The sequence below is a fragment of the Nitrosarchaeum sp. AC2 genome, from assembly GCF_013407385.1.
Lineage (GTDB): Archaea > Thermoproteota > Nitrososphaeria > Nitrososphaerales > Nitrosopumilaceae > Nitrosarchaeum > Nitrosarchaeum koreense.
In genome coordinates this window covers 441,484-457,802 of record NZ_CP030847.1, presented here as the reverse complement: position 1 = coordinate 457,802, position 16,319 = coordinate 441,484, and the positions used below count along the sequence as shown (strand labels likewise).

Here is a 16,319-nt window from a genome sequence, read left to right as displayed (position 1 = left end):
TTTTATTAAAAAATAAAAAAGAAAGAGAAAAATTTTAGGGTTTTACAAAAAATCCTTCTTCCCACTTATCAGTTGGTTTTAGATCATTTGTATTTGGTGTTTTTGCTTTAACTGGAACAAACATTGCATCATATACGGGATTGTTTGGATGATAACCTTGGCATTCAAAGTTAAACGTGTTAGACAGTGCAAAGCCTTTGAAGTAGCTTTCTTCAGCTACGCGCTGAGTCTGAACAACATAGTCAGTTACCCTACAGTCAACATAGTTGAAACCTCTAACTATCTTTTCACCATCAACTAATTTCACATCCACGTTGAATAGATCAATGAAGTTATTGGCACCTGTTGTACTTGTCAGAGACAAATTATCATCGACATGTTTGTAGAGCATGGGGAAGTCTCCAACTAATCCTTCTAATTGAAATGCAGGATTTGCAGTTTGCTTAACTGTGCCTTGATCAAATATTGGAAAGTCTATCACCTCAATACCGTTATCGTATGTGAATGTGGCAATTACTCTTGGGCCAGTACCTAAAGGATATGTATGAGATGGTAAAATATTTTCTATCTTGGGAGAATTCCATAAATTAACTCCAGCAAGTGAATCATACGAGTCGTTTACTGTACTTAGGCCAATACACTCAAATCCAATCACGTCTACAATAGCAAATCCACTCTTTCCAGTATAACCTTCTTCTTTGTCTGTGCGAGTAAGTGTTTCAGCAGAAATGACACGGCAATCTTTGTATTCTAAAGTTCTAAGAACTTGATCACCTTTTGTGAATTCCACTGTAGCCTCAAAGTCAATGTTGGAACCAGAGGAATAACCTGATACCTTTCTAGCATTATCAATTGCAATGTTTAGAAGAGGATGTTTTGAGACAGTTCCTTCAACTAAGAATCCAGGTACAACGTTATTGTCTTCTTCTGCAAAGCCAGATGTTAGCTCAAAGTATGGAAATTCTATTTTTTCAATTCCTTGATCAAACTCAAATGTGATGAGTGTACGCACATCCTCAGCAAATTTGTAGGGAGTTTTTACATACTCAGTTGCATTATAACCGTTGGTCGATGTGATTTTGTTTGTTTTACTTATTGGATTTAGACCACCACAATTAAAGTCAATATCATCAACGGTTGGAAAACCACTGCTAGAGGACAGATATGACTCATAGGCATCAGTTTGTGTTTTAACTCTGTATTCACCTACATAACAATCATGGTAAGACATGGTTCTGACAGATTCACCATTTTTTATAAAGTCAATATCGACTTCAAATAATTGGTAATTCCATTCATAGCTTGAGTTTTGTTTGTACTTGAATGCTTCATCAAGTGCTTTATGCAAATGAGGGGCATCTCCAACTACACCTTCAACAGAAAAACTTGGAGAACCAGTGTTTGCCACAAAATCATCTTCCATATTGAATACTGGGAATTCATGAATTTCTACACCATCTTTGAATGTGAATGTGAAAACAGCGCTAATGTCATCAGCCATTTTATATCCACTGCTTTCTTCAGCAAATGTATTGTTCAATCCTGTTACGGATATAATTGCAAAAATTGCAACTATACTAAGAGTTGTTGTCGTTATTGCGTTATTTGTATTCATTACGTTTCCAGTTATCTTACTATCTATAAACAAGATCATCATTCTCTACGGATGTAACATAAAAGTAGATAGTCTTCGTAACACTATATAGAAAAAAATTAAATTTAGAAAAAAGAATATAAAAAAAATAAAATTTAAGATATATCATGTTTAACATAAAATTAAATCTTCATGTCAATACACAAAAATAATCATGAAAATTTCTGAAAGAAATTTGGCACACATTAAAATTTATGTTACAAAATAAAAAAAGAAAAAAAATTTAGACTTTGAGAATACCTTCTTTGATAAGATATTGTAGTCCTTTGATATAGTCCTCATCAGTTATCATACCATCTGCCCACCATTTTGCATTGTTTCGAATCCAGTCTGGAATTGCAGAATTTTTTGTTTCTGTTGTTTTGACAGGACTGTTATATTTCCAGAGAACTTCGCCGTTATAGGTTACCTTCGATAAACTTTGTTTGCCTAATTCTACAACATTCTCAGGTAGTGGAGAGTATAGTAGTGTAGGTGCAAGTTTTTGTCCATCAGTTATCATCCAATAGATCATGTGAAGCATGGCTTTTGCCTCTTCTTTGCTCTTGGATGTTTCATGTAGGTCCTTATACACAAGAAGGTATGTGAAACTCGAAATTGGATATGCATCAGAACCAGGTGCATTTACGGTAGATACTGCAGACCAATCTGCATCTCCAGCTGGAAGTTTTTTTGCAATTCCTGCTGTTGCTGCAGTAATAGTAGCAATACTAGGTTCAACGAATTTACTTTTGTCACCATTTTGAACATGTGCAAAAGTCATTCCAGTTTGAAATACATATGCTAGTTCAACATAGCCTACAGAGTATTTTGTGGATTTTATGATTCCTGCTACACCTTCGTTTCCTGCCGCAGCTAATCCTGTTGGCCATGGAACAGACTTTCCTTTTCCTACTTTTTCACCCCAACCATTAGGATCAACAGTTGAAAGATAGTCAGTAAAGACGAAGGTAGTTCCAGAACCATCTGAACGGTGTGCCACTACAATATCTTGATTAGGAAGATTCAACTCAGGATTGAGTTCTTTAATCAATGGATCATTCCATTTGGTGATATCTCCCATAAAGATACCAGAAATTACTTTTCCAGTTAATTTCAATCCGCTTTTTGGAATTTCAGGAATATTGTATGCTACTGTGACCCCACCAATAGTTTCAGGAATATGTATGGTACCAGGAGCTAGTCCTTGTTCCTTAACAGTTAGTGGCGCATCAGATGCTGCAAAATTTACAGTCTTCTCGATGTGTTGTTTTACTCCACCACCGCTTCCAATTGATTGATAGTTTAGATTTACATTGGAAAAATCATTGTTGTATTCGACTCTCCATAAATCAATCAGTGGGAAAGGAAATGTGGCACCAGCCCCGTTGATGTTATACACATATTTTGAATCAGGGGGAGAAGGTCCAGACATGGCGTTTGCGTCTAGTGGTGCTACGATAGCAACTATAGTTGCGATCATTAGCAATGATGTTATCTTTGTTATCATTGAATCAATGTATTTTGTAATTTATTTAGCAATAACAATAATAGATTACGAAAAAACAATATCACTCTATGGACTATATAGAAGATTATATTTTGATCGCAAAATTAGAAAATAAGTGGTATTTTTTAAAATGGTTTGTTGACTTCTCTTGTAAAGACATAGCTTGCCAGACCAATCATCACTAAAACAAACACAGCAATTACTCCAATACTCAAGAATGCAGAAATTCCTCCTTCTGAAACTCCAGTCATCATCTCTCGAACAAGCAAAACGGTATAGGTCACAGGATTGAATTTTGCTATGGTTGCCAACCAATCAGGTAGTAATTCAAGAGGAAATAGTGCTGGACTCAACATGAATAATGGCATCCCAAGAAAATTAATCACTCCCCAAAAAGTCTCCTGAGACTTTGCAGTGGCTGCAACGATAACAGAAATTCCAGAAAAACCAAGAGAAAACAATATTACAATTGCCATAATTGGTGCAATCATCAACGGATTTGGAAAACTTACACCGATTGCCAAAGCAATTCCTATAATTAGACTAGATTGCATTGCAGAGATTAAAGAGATTGCAGACATTTTTCCCAATGCAATAGAGGAACGTGAAATTGGAGATGTTAATGCCTTGTTCATAAATCCATATCGTCTATCCCACAAGGTGTTTACTCCGCCAAAAATACTAGTAAAGATTGCAGTAAGTATTATCACACCTGGCGCCATAAATTCAATGTATTCTCCTTCAAACCCAACAGATTGAATCAAGGGTTGAGTTCCAGAAAAAGTATTACCAATTACAATAATCCAGATTGCAGGTTGAATTAATCGAATCAAAACTCCACTGCGAGATTTTTTGTATCTTTTCATCTCTCTCCAAAATACAGTATAGGTATCATACATCAGAGAATTCATGCACGTAACCTCTTCATCTTTGCATGTTCACGTTTTCGATTAAATCCTGCATCATCATCTCTCATTTCCCGACCGGTGTAAGAAATAAAGACATCATCCAAAGTTGGCTGAGTCAACGAAATGGAAATAATTTTAATTTCAAGTGTGGATGAGATTTTAAAAATTTCAGGAATTACTTGTGTTCCGTTTGATGTAAAAATTGTTAACTTGTCATTATCTTTGTTTATTTTTTTAACATATTCAATTTTATGTAGTTGTGATAAAAAATCATCAGGGTTTTTGCTTTCAAATTTTAAAGAGATCACTTCATTACCCATTGCATTTTTCATATTTTCTGGAGTATCAATGATTTGAATCTGCCCATGATCAATGATTCCAATTCTGTCACATAGCTGATCAGCTTCTTCCATGTAGTGAGTTGTAAGAAAAATAGTCATCTCAAATTCTTTGTGTATTTTTTTTATGTACTCCCAAATCTTTCTACGTGTTTGAATATCCAAGCCCACCGTAGGCTCGTCTAAAAACAAAACTTTGGGATGATGTAGCAATCCACCTGCAATATCCAATCTCTTTCTCATGCCACCAGAATAAGTAACTACAGAGTCATTTTGCTTATCAGTTAATTCAATTAATTCCAAAATTTCATCGATTCTTTTATTGATTTGATCTTTTGGGATGTGATTGAGTCTTGCTTGTAAGAGTAAGTTTTCTCTTCCTGATAGATATTCATCAACAGTAGATTCTTGTTGTACATATCCTATACTTTGACGAACTTGCTTTGCATGTGTCATTACATCAAACCCAGAAACAAGAGCTTGGCCAGATGTTGGTTTGAGTAACGTGGTAAGTATCATAATTGTAGTACTTTTACCTGCACCGTTAGGACCAAGAAATCCAAATATTTCACCGGATTCAACTGCAAAAGAGATATCATTTACAGCTTTTACAGGACCAAAAGTTTTTGAAAGAGATCTAGTCTCTACTGAGTACATGTTCTGATCGATTATTGCAATTATAAATTGTTAAGTGTTAATAATCTCACAAAAAATTTAAAGGTCATTTTAGTCAGTCACAACATGAAAGGGCTCTGTCAAAAGTGTCACACATCAAATGTTGAGATTACATTGGATAAAGGAATTCCTATTTGTCTTAATTGCAATAAAAAACCATAAACTAAGAATTCTTAAAATAAATTATTCTAGTTTTTTGTATCCTTCTTTTGTTACTTTAAGAATAAGTTTTTCGCCAATTCCCCAAATTTCAGATTTAGAGATTATTTTTGAATGTAATAGGCCATCTCCAATTTCAATAGACTCTAGTTCATGAGTATCTGGGTTTTTGTGTAATCGTTTTACTTTGCCTATTTTGTGACCATCAATGTCAACTACAGGAATTCCAGTTCTAATTGGAGGTCTACCAAGCAACAAAGTTTCCTCTGTAAATTTGTCAATGTAATCAGCACCAAGGAAATAGTCTTTGTTAAATCCTTGATGAATGGTAACTCCGGATACAATTAGGGTTTTTTGATTAATGTGAATATGTTTGACTTTACCATAAGAAATTCCTTCTCTGTCTATGACTTTTTTCCCAACAAAGTCATCTGCTGTGGCGGTATTTTCAGGCATATCTTCGAGTTTAACTGACATGAGTTACTGTAGTCAGATTTGCTTATCATACCAAATATCATAATTTTCTAGCAATGAGGTTAAATTACTTGACAGAAGTATTGCCTAATGGTGATGAGCCAAGTATTTCGTGCGGTATTAAGCACAAAAGGCAGAAAGACAGGCAGAATACATTCGGTAATGCTTCGTGCTGTAAAGTATAATGAAAAAATCTATTTTTCAAGACATAGACCAGACGGAGACTGGTTCAAAAATGCAGTGGCAAATCCTGATGTAATCATAGAATTTGATAATTCAAGGTATACGGGCAAGGCAAAAGTAGTTGATGATGAAAAACTAGAGCAAAAAATTTCTCAATTAAAGTATCCAGGCGAAAAAAGAGCAGAAGAAAAAAGAGTTGCAATAGAGATTACACTATATGAACAATAGTGGTTAATCCCCTTCGTTCAAACTCTACATCATTTTCCATTTCACTAACAGTAACAGTAAAGGATATGACATCACGTTGTTTTGCATTTTCTGCATGTAGTTTTAGATGAATATCCATTAAATCAAAGTCTTTTGTTGGCAAATCAGTTTCATCTAAAAATGCCCCACATGTAGATTCAATTCTAAATCTATCATCTTTAAAATGAAATCCTAGTTTTGTTTTTCTTCCCTGTCTACCGCTTGATTTTACATTTACATCTATAATTCCAGGTTTTGCCATAGTATAGCTTGATTTGCCATTTACAAAAACACCAAACTCCAGCGGCTTTCCTGCTGTGGATTCTGCCATCTTTTGAATTCCATCATTCATGACAACATCAACTGCTTTGATTGTTTGGGCAACTTTAGCAATCCAGTCATTTGTTCTTTCTATGGTTGAGCGAATTCCATTTCGCCTAATTTTGTCTTCATCTTCTGGAAGTTTGTAATAATCAACCCATGCTTCATAATCATGAGATATTTCTTTGATAAAATCCATGCAAGTTATTTTGTAATCATTTACATTGTCTGTTCTTTCAGAACCATCATCGATTCGTACACCGTTGTAATCCATTGGCATTGCCATAATGACAATTATTTTTACATCTAAAAAAACTAATCAGGTCACAAGATTAATGAATATAACCGGTTTCAAATTAATAATATCATGTTATTCACAGAAATAGTAACGGATCTTCAACAACAGCTAAAATCCAATCTACCACAAATTCGCTTCATGTTAAAGAAAAATCCAGGCATGGCATATGCAAGAATAGTAGAGATTGGCAAGGAAGTTGGCAAAAAATACAACATCAAACTAGTTGTTAATTTTCCAAAAGAAGGAAGAATTGAAGAATTTGAGATGTATGGAAAAAGAGATCTTAGCTTGATTGTAGATTATGATAAAAAGAGATTTCCAATTAACCGAGAATTGATTAAAGAAAAAGCAAAGGAAGTTTTAGGAGATATCAAAGTGGAAGACGCTTACATGTATGATAACAAAGAAGGAGTTAGAGTGTTTACAGATAACTGGAAGATTGACATTTTGCCTCATTCAGTTCACATCTGGACTGAATTTGATCAAAACGTTACAAAATTTTGTGATTGGCTATTAGAAAATGCATATGAGATGAAAATAGATTAAATGTTTTAAAGAGATTCTAATTTTTCAAGCAGGCCATGTGCTTCATAGTTTTCTGGTTCTAATTTTATGATTCTTTTGCAACAATCAATTGCTTCATCTTTTTGTTGTAATGCAAGATGAACATTTGTCTTTAAAGTCAAAGTCTCAACATCATTAGGTGTCATCTGAGCCGCCTTTTCAAAATATGGAATCGCTCTTTTTGCGTCCTCTAAAATAAAATAGATGCTTCCCATCATAAACATATAATCAGGATCTTTTGAAAATTTTTCCTCCAAACTTTTTCCAAATTCAAGTGCCTCTGAATAATCTCCATCTTTAACTAGTTTTTTGAGACGTCGTTTTGGATAGCTGAATAATCCTGTCATTTAATCAACTTTAAAATCAAACAATTTGAATGTACATGAAAAAAGTATTTTTAATCAAGCCATGATGCAGGGCCAGAGCTACTTGAGCTAGAGGTTGAAGCTGCTCGAGGAATTTTCATGATTCCTTCTTTGATCAAAAACTGGAGTCCTTCGATAAAGGATTTATCGTCAATTGAGCCATCAGCCCACCATCCTGCATTGTTTTTAATCCAAGATGGAATTTGCTTAGTAGAACTAGTGCCTTGTGATGTGGGTGGAATTTTAATTATGTTCTCTTTGATCAAAAATTGTATGCCTTGTACAAAGGAGTTATCATCAATTGAGCCATCAGCCCACCATCCTGCATTGTTTTTAATCCAAGATGGGATGTTTGAGGTAGTACCACCAGTCTTTGCAGATATTGGAAGATCAATTACAAGATAATCAATAGGATTTGATGGTACAATTCCCTGAGGAGCCAATCCATAAACATAGACAACAAAATGAGCAATACCAGGTTCATGGTTAACAGTCATGTCGATCGTAGCTAGTCCAGATGGAGAATACAGATACTGATATCCCTGATCTTGTGCAACAGAACGCAATGGCGGCAAAGTGAATTTGTCATCTACAACCATAAGATCAAACTGAACTTGATTCAAAAATTCAGTGTCGTGAAATTTACTAAGGAAGTTTATCTGCCATTTCATTGGACATCCCTCAACTGGGAAATCGGGACTATAGTAAGCATGGATTTGATATTCAAAATTTTTGGTAGGTCTCTTTATGGATTTATTCAGAGAATCAGTACTTGGACATCCCTTAAAATCAGAAGTATCTTCAGTAGAAATAACTTTTGCAAATGGATCATTGACAATATTTTCTTTGTAATCTAATAATTCAAACTGGTATTCTGTGGGTGGAATTCCAGATGAAACATGAGTGTATGTGTGAGCTTTAACGGGAAATGGGAAATTATCAACAACCCAAACATGACTTCTAACGCCACCTGTCTTCCAAGAGATATCAACAGTGTCAAATGTTCCAGCTTTGACAGTAACTTTCTCAATAGCAAATGGGATTACTTGCTCGCCACCAATATTTGCAATTTTACCCCAAGATTTAGCAGAGAATTTTTTTGGACCTTTGTCACCACCTTCATCATATCCATTTGCAAAAGCAGACAACCACGCAATAGATGATTTGTATGCACCTCTATACACCGATAGATTATCAGTACCGCCTGATGGCTCAGGAGCTAGTTTTCCAACTTCCATATTTCCTTTAATCACTTTATTTCCATCATAAACAACAACATCTACAAGCCATTTGTCTTCAGAACCAGTTTTTTGATCACCTTTAATCCACATGTCCATTTCAAAAGGAACACATTCTCTATAATCTACATGACACATTGAATATGAAAAGAAATCACCTTTTTTGAGACCTTCTCCAACAAACCAGGTTGGATCACCAGGCAATTCAACACCACCTGCTTGAACTTGTGCCATCGCAGATGGAATATGAAATGAACCTAGAATCATAATTGAAGAAATAGTTAAAACTAAAAACAATGCCTTCATTTCACAAAAAAATGCACATTACGGATAGTTAAACGTTATTCAAATAAGCAAATATAGAGGAAAAATCAAGAATTTACAGAATGTGTGAATGCTCAAAAGTTCACTTGTATGAAGTAGAGTTTAAGCTTGATGGAATGACTGTAGTTCCAACTCATAAAAATTGTGGATTTTCATTAGATGAAAAACAATCCGACAAATTCCAAAAAGAACTGGTAAAATCTTGGGGATTAGAGGAAGAAGAATAATTAAAAAGAAAAAATAAAATTAAAACAACTTTGATTTACAGTTGTTTGACTGCTTCTTTACAAACGTCAGTTTTACATTTGCAATCTGCGCTGCATATACAATGACCTTGCATATCACAATCACATGAGTAAGTTGGATCGCCGCTATCTGCTTCGCATCCACATGCTTGATCTGTCATAGATACGCAATGTAATTACTTATTTTAAAATGTTAGTACAAGATTGTGGAAAATTACGCACCAGAGACAAGGCTTAGAACAGTATTGCATGATTTTTGAATGAGTTTTGCCTGCTGTTCAAGCAGATTAGAGTCAGCTTCAATATCAAAGGCGACTCTAAGGATATGGATTAGATCTGGCTGATGGTCAATTTTGTCTTTGATCTTTTCAAAATTATCTCGATTTATGTATCCCAAGTAAAAATAGCAATCCGAGAGCATTGAATTTTTTATGAAATAGTCTGATTTTTGTTGAATTATTTTTGAGTGATTATTTTGTTCTACTTTATCAGAAAAACCGATGGTAGATTTGATCATCCTGTCTAAAAGAGGAAGAGTGGCTCTTTCAATTCCGACAGTTTGAGTCACAGTTGAGATATGCTCATTAATTTGATTTTTCTTGAATTTTCGCATCATATCCAACATATGAGTAGGATTTGGAGCAGATAGATTTAGAGAATAAATTGCATCAGCTAAAAAATAAGAGGCGCAGATTTGCCAACAAGATGAAAACACATTTGAAGTGTTAATTCCTTCTTTGGTTTTTTCACAACAAAAAAGAGAATTAAACAGACAATTTTTTGCATTATCCTTGTAAAGAATAGAACGTTTCTCTTTTATTTTTGAAAGAAACATTCGAAGTTCCCATGACTCATCATGAATAATTTGCATTCCATCATATTTTACAAGAATGTTAGAATTAGTTTCATTTAATGAGCCATGATGAATTTTTATAAAGTTATTATCATATGAGATAATTTTTTCTGTCTCAGATTTATTGTCAAATATTGTAATATCATAGTCACATGAATCAAAAAATGAATTAATTGCTCTACATCCTCCAAAACCAACAGGGAAATTTGTCAAAGATTGATCTTCGATAAATTTTTTCAAGTCCATGAAATTATTAATTTAGAATTTTGTATAAAGCAACGTACTTACTAATTTTTACCAAAGACTCATTGTCAAAACATTTCCTTTAAATTGAGATGGAGATTGTTTTGGAACAAGCTCCTGTGGTGTAGTCCGGCTAAGCATACTGCCCTCTCAAGGCAGTGATCTCGGGTTCAAATCCCGACGGGAGCATTTAATTTTTGATAATCCATTAATTTTAGGTTCGATTTATGTAGTAATTTTTCGGTTTAGCGTAATGGCAAAAGCGACTGATACAAGTGATATTGCAAACGCTGTAACAAAAATCATAGTGTATGCCTCATGGGTTGGAAAGCTACCTGAAATTCCCTCTATTGTACCTCGATGCATTTGCTGAAACATTCCTGCAATAGAAGGCCCGATGGATTGACCAATCAAATTAAAAAGCAATGTCATGCCAAGTGCTATTCCTGCAAATTGAATTGGAGTAGATAACAAAACAATGTTAAATCCACCAATAAATGCAAGCGACAACCCTGCAGCAATTATTGAAAGCGTTACTGTTACCATGTAATCTGTAGAATGGAACATGAGAAGACTAAAAAATCCAATAGTACCTACTACTGTTCCAATTACAGTGAGCCTCTTATTTCCAATCTTCTCTAGTGCAAAACCTGAGAGAATACTACCAACTAGAAAGATTATCATAAACGGCATCTGGACAGTAGCAGTTGTTAGTTCAGAACCTCCAAAACCTAATGGTTGTGGGCTTTGTATCATAATTGGAATTGTTTGATACACCATAAAAGTACATAATCCTGCAATAAGCAAAATTAGCATTCCAAAAAGCAGCATTTTGTTTTTCAAGAGTTTCATGTCAATTAATGGTGATTGTACTTTCTTCTCTATTGCAACAAATATCATTAATGATGTAATAGTTAATGCAAAAAAGATGATGGATTCAAAGACATCTCCAGTGTTGGTTTCCAAGTAAGAAATACCAACTAGAAATGAAATTATTGTAATGGCAAGAAAGATGGAGCCTTTGATGTCTAAAGAAATTTTATTTTCTGAAATATTTGATAATGATTTTACATGAATGAATTTTAGTATGAACAAACCAAGTAACACTGCAATAGGAAAAACGGTAAAGAAGGTTGCATGCCAGCCATAGTGTTGAATAATATTTGCACCCATCAACAAACCTAATGTAGCACCAGCTGGAAATGTTGCAGTAAAGATAGACTGTCCAACTGCTAATTTCTTTTCAGGTAACACCTCCCTAATTATTCCAAATGCGATTGGAAACATGGAAATGCCTATTCCTTGAGCTACTCTTGCTACAATCATAAACGGTAAGCTATCTGCAAATCCTCCAGCTAAAATTCCTGCAGAGTAAATAGACATTACAATTAGCAAGACTTTCTTTCTGCCATACACATCAGATAACTTGCCAGCAATTGGGGTTGCAACTGCACCTGCAATCATGTATGAGGATAAAATCCATGACGATGTACTATAGGGCATATCGAATTCTTCGATAAGTGTAGGTATTGCTGGTAAGATCATCGTTTCAGCATACATGGCAATTAGTCCCAAACAACTGAGGGTTCCAAGGATAAACCAAGCTGAACGAGTAATCTTTTCATTTTCTACTGTCAATTTATGAGCAACAAAATCCAATTTTCAAGTTTAAAATATCTTTACATGAAAAAGAAAGACAGGATTTGATCATAGTTGGCAAAGAATTGTTTGTTTAAATAACAAAATCATATTAAAAAAATATTGCAATTACGAGATATCAAGTTTGAAGAAGAGTACCGTTCAGATAGAAATGATATAGTTGCAGAATTTTTCTTTCCATGTCTATCTACATGTACAGAATATGATAGATGTGTTGATTATTTGTCAATCCGAAATCTAACAGGTATTGCAATGGGTTTTGATAATTTTACTTCAGGGAAAGCAAGATTAAGAATGATTACAGGCAATAAATTCAAAATAGGAGATCTTAACCTACTAACAAAACTCTTCAATGAAAAATACACCAAACGTTTTGATGGAAAGTTAATCAGAGATGTCAAAATTCAAAAGCTGCAAGATTTCATAAATAATGGCCAAATTGAATTAAAAATAGCAATTACAAATTCAGAAATGGTTTCCAATTTATTTTCAGAAAGAATTGGGATATTCAAAGATGGAACTGGAGATGCAGTGGCATTTACTGGAACTTCATCATCGCTTTCTACCAACGTTAGAGATTTTGAATCAGTGGATGTATTTACATCATGGAATGATAAATCACGAATAGAGAGAAAGATTAAAGATTTCGAAGACTTGTGGGAAAACAAAACAAAATTTGTTCAAGTTCATGACTTTATGGAAGCAGAAAGAAACAATCTTTTGAAATATTCACCTGAATGGGTGTTTGAAGTTTAAAGTTGAGATAGTTCTTCTAAACCTGCTTTGTTTTCATAAAAATTCATTCGATTAATTTTATAATAAATTACTTCTCCACGTCTTTCAATAACAGCAATTACAGGTTCTTTACCCATCTGAGTTATTTGTTCAATCTTTTTCTGAAGAGTACCCATTTTCTCTTGTTGACCTTCATTTAGACCAAAAATTAGAAATTTTGCTCCTTTTTCACCGAATTGTCCTCTTTCATAAACTCTAAAGTCAGAACCAAATCCAAATCCATCTTTTACGACATATCCTCTGGTTTTCAAATCTCGATAGATCAAAAATTTTGTTAGGGTTTCAGGATCATTTTTTTGGCAGACACTCAACAAGTCATCAAAATTAATTTGCTTTTTGCCCTTACGAAGAATTAGTTTATCTGAATATAACAGATAAAGAGACTCAAATGACTTTAAAAATAATTTTTCTTTTTCAATTTCTCCAAATCCTTTGAGTTGAAGTTCATGAATCATTTCTTTATCTGTGACACAAGTTTGTTCTGAGACCAATTCACCTTTCACTAAAGGGGTTTCTTCCATAATGAGAGAAGGTCGATGGTTTTCCATATAAGCATTGGAGATACGAATGGAGGTTGTCTAACCGTTAAAATATGGGCATTCAGGGTTGAATTATCATGCATGGCGCTAATTATAGAGTTGGAAAGGGACAACCATTCTGTAGAAAAGACTTCATCAAAGGTAATCCACAGATAAAAATTGCAAAATTTCAAGGAGGAAAGAGAGCAAACTATGATTATTGTGTCCAATTACTCTTAAACGAAAAAGTCCAGATAAGACACATGGCAATTGAATCATGCAGATTATCAGCAAGTAAAAAACTCGAAGAGGCTACTGGTGAAACAGGTTATTTTGGTAGACTAAGAATTTACCCTCACGTATTATTAAGAGAAAATAAAATGGTTGCAACTGCAGGTGCAGATAGAATTTCAGAAGGAATGAGAAGAGCTTGGGGTAAAGCTACAAGCTTGGGAGCAAGAGTTGCACGTAATCAATGCATTATGGAATTTTATGTTAATGCACCACACCTAGAAAAAGCAAAAGAAGCTCTCAGAAGTGCATGTGTCAAAATACCAGGAACACCAAAAATCAATGTAATTGACTGGCAAAAAAAGATGTCACCATAAATTTTCTAAATCAGATTTTCTACTTTTAACAAATTCTAAAAATTCTGCAAATTCAACATCTGTTGGTTCACGACCTAAAATTCTTTTTGTTTGATAATAAAATGCGTTGTATAGTCTTCCAACAACAATACCAAGTGCAAATGATTTTGAATCATCAATATTAGAAAGGAATTGAATTAATTGTTGTATTTCCTCTTTGTTTGAAATAGTATCATGGATCTTTTGCTTAATTTTCCCCATTAGTATTTCATCCATAAGTTAACTATGTTACATTAGTTAAAAACAGTTTAATATCCAAATTCATCCCTTAGGATTGTTGCAGTTATAGTACAGTTTGGTTAATATTCGAGCTTGCCAAGTTCGTGACCCGGGTTCAAATCCCGGTAACTGCACCATCTATCTTTGATTATTTTGTTCCAACCCGCGTCGTATGATTTCTAACGCGTTTTCAGCTTTTTCAGGCTTGGGTATCTGAATCATAAAGACATTATCTTTTCCATATGTAGATTTTGGGGAGGAGAGTGCAATCATTGAAGTTTTTGCAAGAGACTCAAAAAAGAACAAATCTTTGTTTGCATTGATTAAAAGTTTTTCAACAATTCCGTCTTGAGAAAATGTTAAGACAACCTCTACAAAAACATGACCTAGCCCATCTTGCAATATGTTAAGATCAGTATTAATTGCAAGAGACTTTCCAGCAACTTTAGAAATTATTTCGTCATACTTTCTTTCTTCTAAAATAATACAAGGAACATCTTTTCCTTCAAAATCAAATGTGGTTACACCATCATGAACTTGTTCAGATAATTTTTTTAGTTCATCAGACATTTTTCTTTTCAAATATTGGTATTACCTTATCACTGGCACGTACCATAAATGGTGTGATAAACGTAGTAACAATAGATATCACACCAATCAATGGGAACAAAAATGTACTTACAGCACCAATATCAACTCCAGTTTTGATTATAATAATTGAAAATTCTCCTCTAGGAGCAGCTAATGTGAATGCAGAGCGAATTGCCTTTCCACGTTTTTGACGGAATATAATACTGCCAACAACGTTTCCTCCAAATTTCATACCAATTGCAATTGCAATTAGTGCAATTGCCAAGATAATGTAGTTTTGAAGTTGAGAAACATCCATCAGGGCACCAACTGATATGAAAAATATGGCTACAAACATATCTTTAATCGGACTTGCCAAAAGTTTTGAAACTTCAGATGATTTAGATTCTGCAACTAACACTCCTGCAAGAAATGCCCCTATAGCAACGGACAAACCAACAAGGTTTGCCAATAAAGCATAACCAAAACATACACCTAATACACTAAGTAACAAAATTTCACGATGCTCAGTTGCTGCCACTCTATCTATTAGAGGTGTGATAATTCTAGTTCCAAGAGTAAATGTTCCTGCAATCATACCTGTTGCAACAATAACTACAATCAAAACAGATTCTATAGATACAGTTCCAACTAACGCAATTGATTGCAGAGAGGAAATTAAAATGACTGCGATAATATCTTCTACAATTAAGATTCCCAATATGAGAATGGTTGATTCTCGTTTTATTCGTCCCATCTCTTCTAAAATTTTTACAATAACAGCTGTACTGGAAATTGAAAGTGCTGCAGCAATAAATAATGAATCCATTGAATTTAGTCCAAGCATGCTTGCAGCATAAAAGATTACACCAAGTGTCATAAACAGGCCAACTGTGCCAACCCCAATAGCCATTTTTCCAATGCTTCTGATTTTTGCATAAGGAAATTCAATTCCAATTACAAAAAGAAGCAGTATGACTCCAATTTCTGAAAAAAGATTAAGTGCTGATAAATCAGTTAAAATTCCCACGCCTTTCATCACATCATGAATACCCACAGGAGGAATAAGCCAAGACCAAAGAGGAGACAAAGGTCCCAACAACATACCAGCAAAAAGATATCCAATGATCAGAGGTTGTTTAATTTTAAAGAAAGCAAGAGTCACAATTGCCCCAATAATCATGATAAAAGCTAAATCTGTGACAAATGATCTATGAAAGTCAGTAATTGGATTAAAGACAGATACAAACTGTTCAAATATTGTAGAAATTCCAGACAGGTCAATCTGAAGAAAAGAGATATCCACAATAGACTTGAACAAATTTGTTTAAAAA

General features: G+C 34.1%; 20 protein-coding genes and 2 tRNA genes. 7 read left to right on the top strand and 15 right to left on the bottom strand.

Annotated features, from left to right (window positions below; translation table 11 throughout):
• Nucleotides 1-34 precede the first annotated feature (34 nt).
• From DSQ20_RS02665 to DSQ20_RS02645, 5 genes are all read right to left on the bottom strand, one after another.
• Nucleotides 35-1,615 (bottom strand): hypothetical protein, encoded by a 1,581-nt coding sequence (locus DSQ20_RS02665; protein WP_179365931.1) that lies wholly within the window; start codon nucleotides 1,613-1,615, stop codon nucleotides 35-37.
• A 262-nt stretch (nucleotides 1,616-1,877) separates the two neighbouring features.
• Nucleotides 1,878-3,143, bottom strand: coding sequence for a phosphate ABC transporter substrate-binding protein PstS (pstS, locus tag DSQ20_RS02660; protein WP_179365930.1), 1,266 nt, complete (start codon nucleotides 3,141-3,143; stop codon nucleotides 1,878-1,880).
• Nucleotides 3,144-3,268: 125 nt separating this feature from the next.
• Nucleotides 3,269-4,054, bottom strand: a complete 786-nt coding sequence (locus DSQ20_RS02655; RefSeq protein ID WP_179365929.1) for an ABC transporter permease — start codon at nucleotides 4,052-4,054, stop codon at nucleotides 3,269-3,271.
• A complete protein-coding gene (locus DSQ20_RS02650) occupies nucleotides 4,051-5,046 on the bottom strand; it encodes an ATP-binding cassette domain-containing protein (RefSeq protein WP_179365928.1) in 996 nt (331 codons plus the stop codon). Before DSQ20_RS02650 ends, DSQ20_RS02655 begins: the two co-directional genes overlap by 4 nt.
• Nucleotides 5,047-5,247: 201 nt before the next feature.
• Nucleotides 5,248-5,700, bottom strand: a complete 453-nt coding sequence (locus DSQ20_RS02645) for a PRC-barrel domain-containing protein (RefSeq protein WP_179365927.1) — start codon at nucleotides 5,698-5,700, stop codon at nucleotides 5,248-5,250.
• 93 nt (nucleotides 5,701-5,793) lie between these two features.
• On the opposite strand from DSQ20_RS02645, the gene DSQ20_RS02640 reads away from it, so the two are divergent.
• Nucleotides 5,794-6,108, top strand: a complete 315-nt coding sequence (locus DSQ20_RS02640; protein ID WP_255458305.1) for a nitroreductase/quinone reductase family protein — start codon at nucleotides 5,794-5,796, stop codon at nucleotides 6,106-6,108.
• Here the strand turns inward: DSQ20_RS02640 and DSQ20_RS02635 are convergent.
• A complete protein-coding gene (locus DSQ20_RS02635) occupies nucleotides 6,089-6,733 on the bottom strand; it encodes a hypothetical protein (RefSeq protein ID WP_179365925.1) in 645 nt (214 codons plus the stop codon). The genes DSQ20_RS02640 and DSQ20_RS02635 overlap by 20 nt on opposite strands.
• Nucleotides 6,734-6,814: 81 nt before the next feature.
• Between DSQ20_RS02635 and DSQ20_RS02630 the strand changes: the two genes are divergently transcribed.
• Nucleotides 6,815-7,291 carry a hypothetical protein gene (locus tag DSQ20_RS02630; RefSeq protein ID WP_179365924.1) on the top strand — a complete coding sequence of 159 codons (477 nt, stop codon included), beginning with the start codon at nucleotides 6,815-6,817 and terminating at the stop codon, nucleotides 7,289-7,291.
• Between the two features lie 5 nt (nucleotides 7,292-7,296).
• Here DSQ20_RS02630 and DSQ20_RS02625 read toward each other — a convergent pair whose 3' ends face one another.
• Together DSQ20_RS02625 and DSQ20_RS02620 are read right to left on the bottom strand one after the other, a co-directional pair.
• Complete coding sequence (locus DSQ20_RS02625) at nucleotides 7,297-7,656, bottom strand: tetratricopeptide repeat protein (protein ID WP_179365923.1); 360 nt, start codon at nucleotides 7,654-7,656, stop codon at nucleotides 7,297-7,299.
• Between the two features lie 50 nt (nucleotides 7,657-7,706).
• A complete protein-coding gene (locus tag DSQ20_RS02620; RefSeq protein WP_179365922.1) occupies nucleotides 7,707-9,218 on the bottom strand; it encodes a peptidase in 1,512 nt (503 codons plus the stop codon).
• 80 nt (nucleotides 9,219-9,298) lie between these two features.
• On the opposite strand from DSQ20_RS02620, the gene DSQ20_RS02615 reads away from it, so the two are divergent.
• Nucleotides 9,299-9,463 carry a hypothetical protein gene (locus DSQ20_RS02615; protein ID WP_007549874.1) on the top strand — a complete coding sequence of 55 codons (165 nt, stop codon included), beginning with the start codon at nucleotides 9,299-9,301 and terminating at the stop codon, nucleotides 9,461-9,463.
• Nucleotides 9,464-9,498: 35 nt separating this feature from the next.
• Here the strand turns inward: DSQ20_RS02615 and DSQ20_RS02610 are convergent, their stop codons facing one another.
• Entirely contained in the window at nucleotides 9,499-9,642 is a 144-nt protein-coding gene (locus tag DSQ20_RS02610) for a hypothetical protein (RefSeq protein ID WP_007549872.1), read from the bottom strand.
• Between the two features lie 53 nt (nucleotides 9,643-9,695).
• A complete protein-coding gene (locus tag DSQ20_RS02605; protein WP_179365921.1) occupies nucleotides 9,696-10,580 on the bottom strand; it encodes a hypothetical protein in 885 nt (294 codons plus the stop codon).
• 110 nt (nucleotides 10,581-10,690) lie between these two features.
• Between DSQ20_RS02605 and DSQ20_RS02600 the strand changes: the two genes are divergently transcribed.
• Nucleotides 10,691-10,766: transfer RNA gene (locus DSQ20_RS02600), tRNA-Glu, on the top strand.
• Between the two features lie 36 nt (nucleotides 10,767-10,802).
• On the opposite strand, the gene DSQ20_RS02595 is transcribed toward DSQ20_RS02600, so the two are convergent.
• Nucleotides 10,803-12,215, bottom strand: a complete 1,413-nt coding sequence (locus DSQ20_RS02595) for an MFS transporter (RefSeq protein ID WP_255458304.1) — start codon at nucleotides 12,213-12,215, stop codon at nucleotides 10,803-10,805.
• A 123-nt stretch (nucleotides 12,216-12,338) separates the two neighbouring features.
• On the opposite strand from DSQ20_RS02595, the gene DSQ20_RS02590 reads away from it, so the two are divergent.
• Nucleotides 12,339-12,992, top strand: coding sequence for a DNA repair helicase (locus DSQ20_RS02590; protein ID WP_179365920.1), 654 nt, complete (start codon nucleotides 12,339-12,341; stop codon nucleotides 12,990-12,992).
• Here the strand turns inward: DSQ20_RS02590 and endA are convergent.
• Complete coding sequence (gene endA / locus DSQ20_RS02585) at nucleotides 12,989-13,552, bottom strand: tRNA-intron lyase (RefSeq protein ID WP_179365919.1); 564 nt, start codon at nucleotides 13,550-13,552, stop codon at nucleotides 12,989-12,991. The genes DSQ20_RS02590 and endA overlap by 4 nt on opposite strands.
• A gap of 95 nt (nucleotides 13,553-13,647) precedes the next feature.
• Here endA and DSQ20_RS02580 point away from each other — a divergent pair, with 95 nt between their 5' ends.
• Nucleotides 13,648-14,157 (top strand): 50S ribosomal protein L16, encoded by a 510-nt coding sequence (locus DSQ20_RS02580; protein WP_179365918.1) that lies wholly within the window; start codon nucleotides 13,648-13,650, stop codon nucleotides 14,155-14,157.
• Here the strand turns inward: DSQ20_RS02580 and DSQ20_RS02575 are convergent.
• Nucleotides 14,149-14,412: a hypothetical protein gene (locus DSQ20_RS02575; protein ID WP_179365917.1), complete on the bottom strand. Its 264-nt coding sequence runs from the start codon at nucleotides 14,410-14,412 to the stop codon at nucleotides 14,149-14,151. The two genes, DSQ20_RS02580 and DSQ20_RS02575, sit on opposite strands and share 9 nt — an antisense overlap.
• Nucleotides 14,413-14,475: 63 nt before the next feature.
• Between DSQ20_RS02575 and DSQ20_RS02570 the strand changes: the two genes are divergently transcribed.
• Nucleotides 14,476-14,552, top strand: a tRNA-Gly gene (locus DSQ20_RS02570).
• Nucleotide 14,553: 1 nt separating this feature from the next.
• Here DSQ20_RS02570 and DSQ20_RS02565 read toward each other — a convergent pair.
• On the bottom strand, nucleotides 14,554-14,985 hold the full coding sequence (locus DSQ20_RS02565) for a hypothetical protein (protein WP_179365916.1): 432 nt from the start codon (nucleotides 14,983-14,985) through the stop codon (nucleotides 14,554-14,556).
• A complete protein-coding gene (locus DSQ20_RS02560; protein WP_218841292.1) occupies nucleotides 14,978-16,291 on the bottom strand; it encodes a cation:proton antiporter in 1,314 nt (437 codons plus the stop codon). The genes DSQ20_RS02565 and DSQ20_RS02560 overlap by 8 nt, the downstream gene beginning before the upstream one ends.
• Nucleotides 16,292-16,319 lie beyond the last annotated feature (28 nt).

Bases quoted from the DNA above. Each gene is read 5' to 3' on its own strand.
- DSQ20_RS02665 (WP_179365931.1), bottom strand. From the start codon at position 1,615: ATGAATACAAATAACGCAATAACGACAACAACTCTTAGTATAGTTGCA.
- pstS (WP_179365930.1), bottom strand. From the start codon at position 3,143: ATGATAACAAAGATAACATCATTGCTAATGATCGCAACTATAGTTGCT.
- DSQ20_RS02655 (WP_179365929.1), bottom strand. From the start codon at position 4,054: ATGAATTCTCTGATGTATGATACCTATACTGTATTTTGGAGAGAGATG.
- DSQ20_RS02650 (WP_179365928.1), bottom strand. From the start codon at position 5,046: ATGTACTCAGTAGAGACTAGATCTCTTTCAAAAACTTTTGGTCCTGTA.
- DSQ20_RS02645 (WP_179365927.1), bottom strand. From the start codon at position 5,700: ATGTCAGTTAAACTCGAAGATATGCCTGAAAATACCGCCACAGCAGAT.
- DSQ20_RS02640 (WP_255458305.1), top strand. From the start codon at position 5,794: ATGAGCCAAGTATTTCGTGCGGTATTAAGCACAAAAGGCAGAAAGACA.
- DSQ20_RS02635 (WP_179365925.1), bottom strand. From the start codon at position 6,733: ATGGCAATGCCAATGGATTACAACGGTGTACGAATCGATGATGGTTCT.
- DSQ20_RS02630 (WP_179365924.1), top strand. From the start codon at position 6,815: ATGTTATTCACAGAAATAGTAACGGATCTTCAACAACAGCTAAAATCC.
- DSQ20_RS02625 (WP_179365923.1), bottom strand. From the start codon at position 7,656: ATGACAGGATTATTCAGCTATCCAAAACGACGTCTCAAAAAACTAGTT.
- DSQ20_RS02620 (WP_179365922.1), bottom strand. From the start codon at position 9,218: ATGAAGGCATTGTTTTTAGTTTTAACTATTTCTTCAATTATGATTCTA.
- DSQ20_RS02615 (WP_007549874.1), top strand. From the start codon at position 9,299: ATGTGTGAATGCTCAAAAGTTCACTTGTATGAAGTAGAGTTTAAGCTT.
- DSQ20_RS02610 (WP_007549872.1), bottom strand. From the start codon at position 9,642: ATGACAGATCAAGCATGTGGATGCGAAGCAGATAGCGGCGATCCAACT.
- DSQ20_RS02605 (WP_179365921.1), bottom strand. From the start codon at position 10,580: ATGGACTTGAAAAAATTTATCGAAGATCAATCTTTGACAAATTTCCCT.
- endA (WP_179365919.1), bottom strand. From the start codon at position 13,552: ATGGAAGAAACCCCTTTAGTGAAAGGTGAATTGGTCTCAGAACAAACT.
- DSQ20_RS02580 (WP_179365918.1), top strand. From the start codon at position 13,648: ATGCATGGCGCTAATTATAGAGTTGGAAAGGGACAACCATTCTGTAGA.
- DSQ20_RS02575 (WP_179365917.1), bottom strand. From the start codon at position 14,412: ATGGATGAAATACTAATGGGGAAAATTAAGCAAAAGATCCATGATACT.
- DSQ20_RS02565 (WP_179365916.1), bottom strand. From the start codon at position 14,985: ATGTCTGATGAACTAAAAAAATTATCTGAACAAGTTCATGATGGTGTA.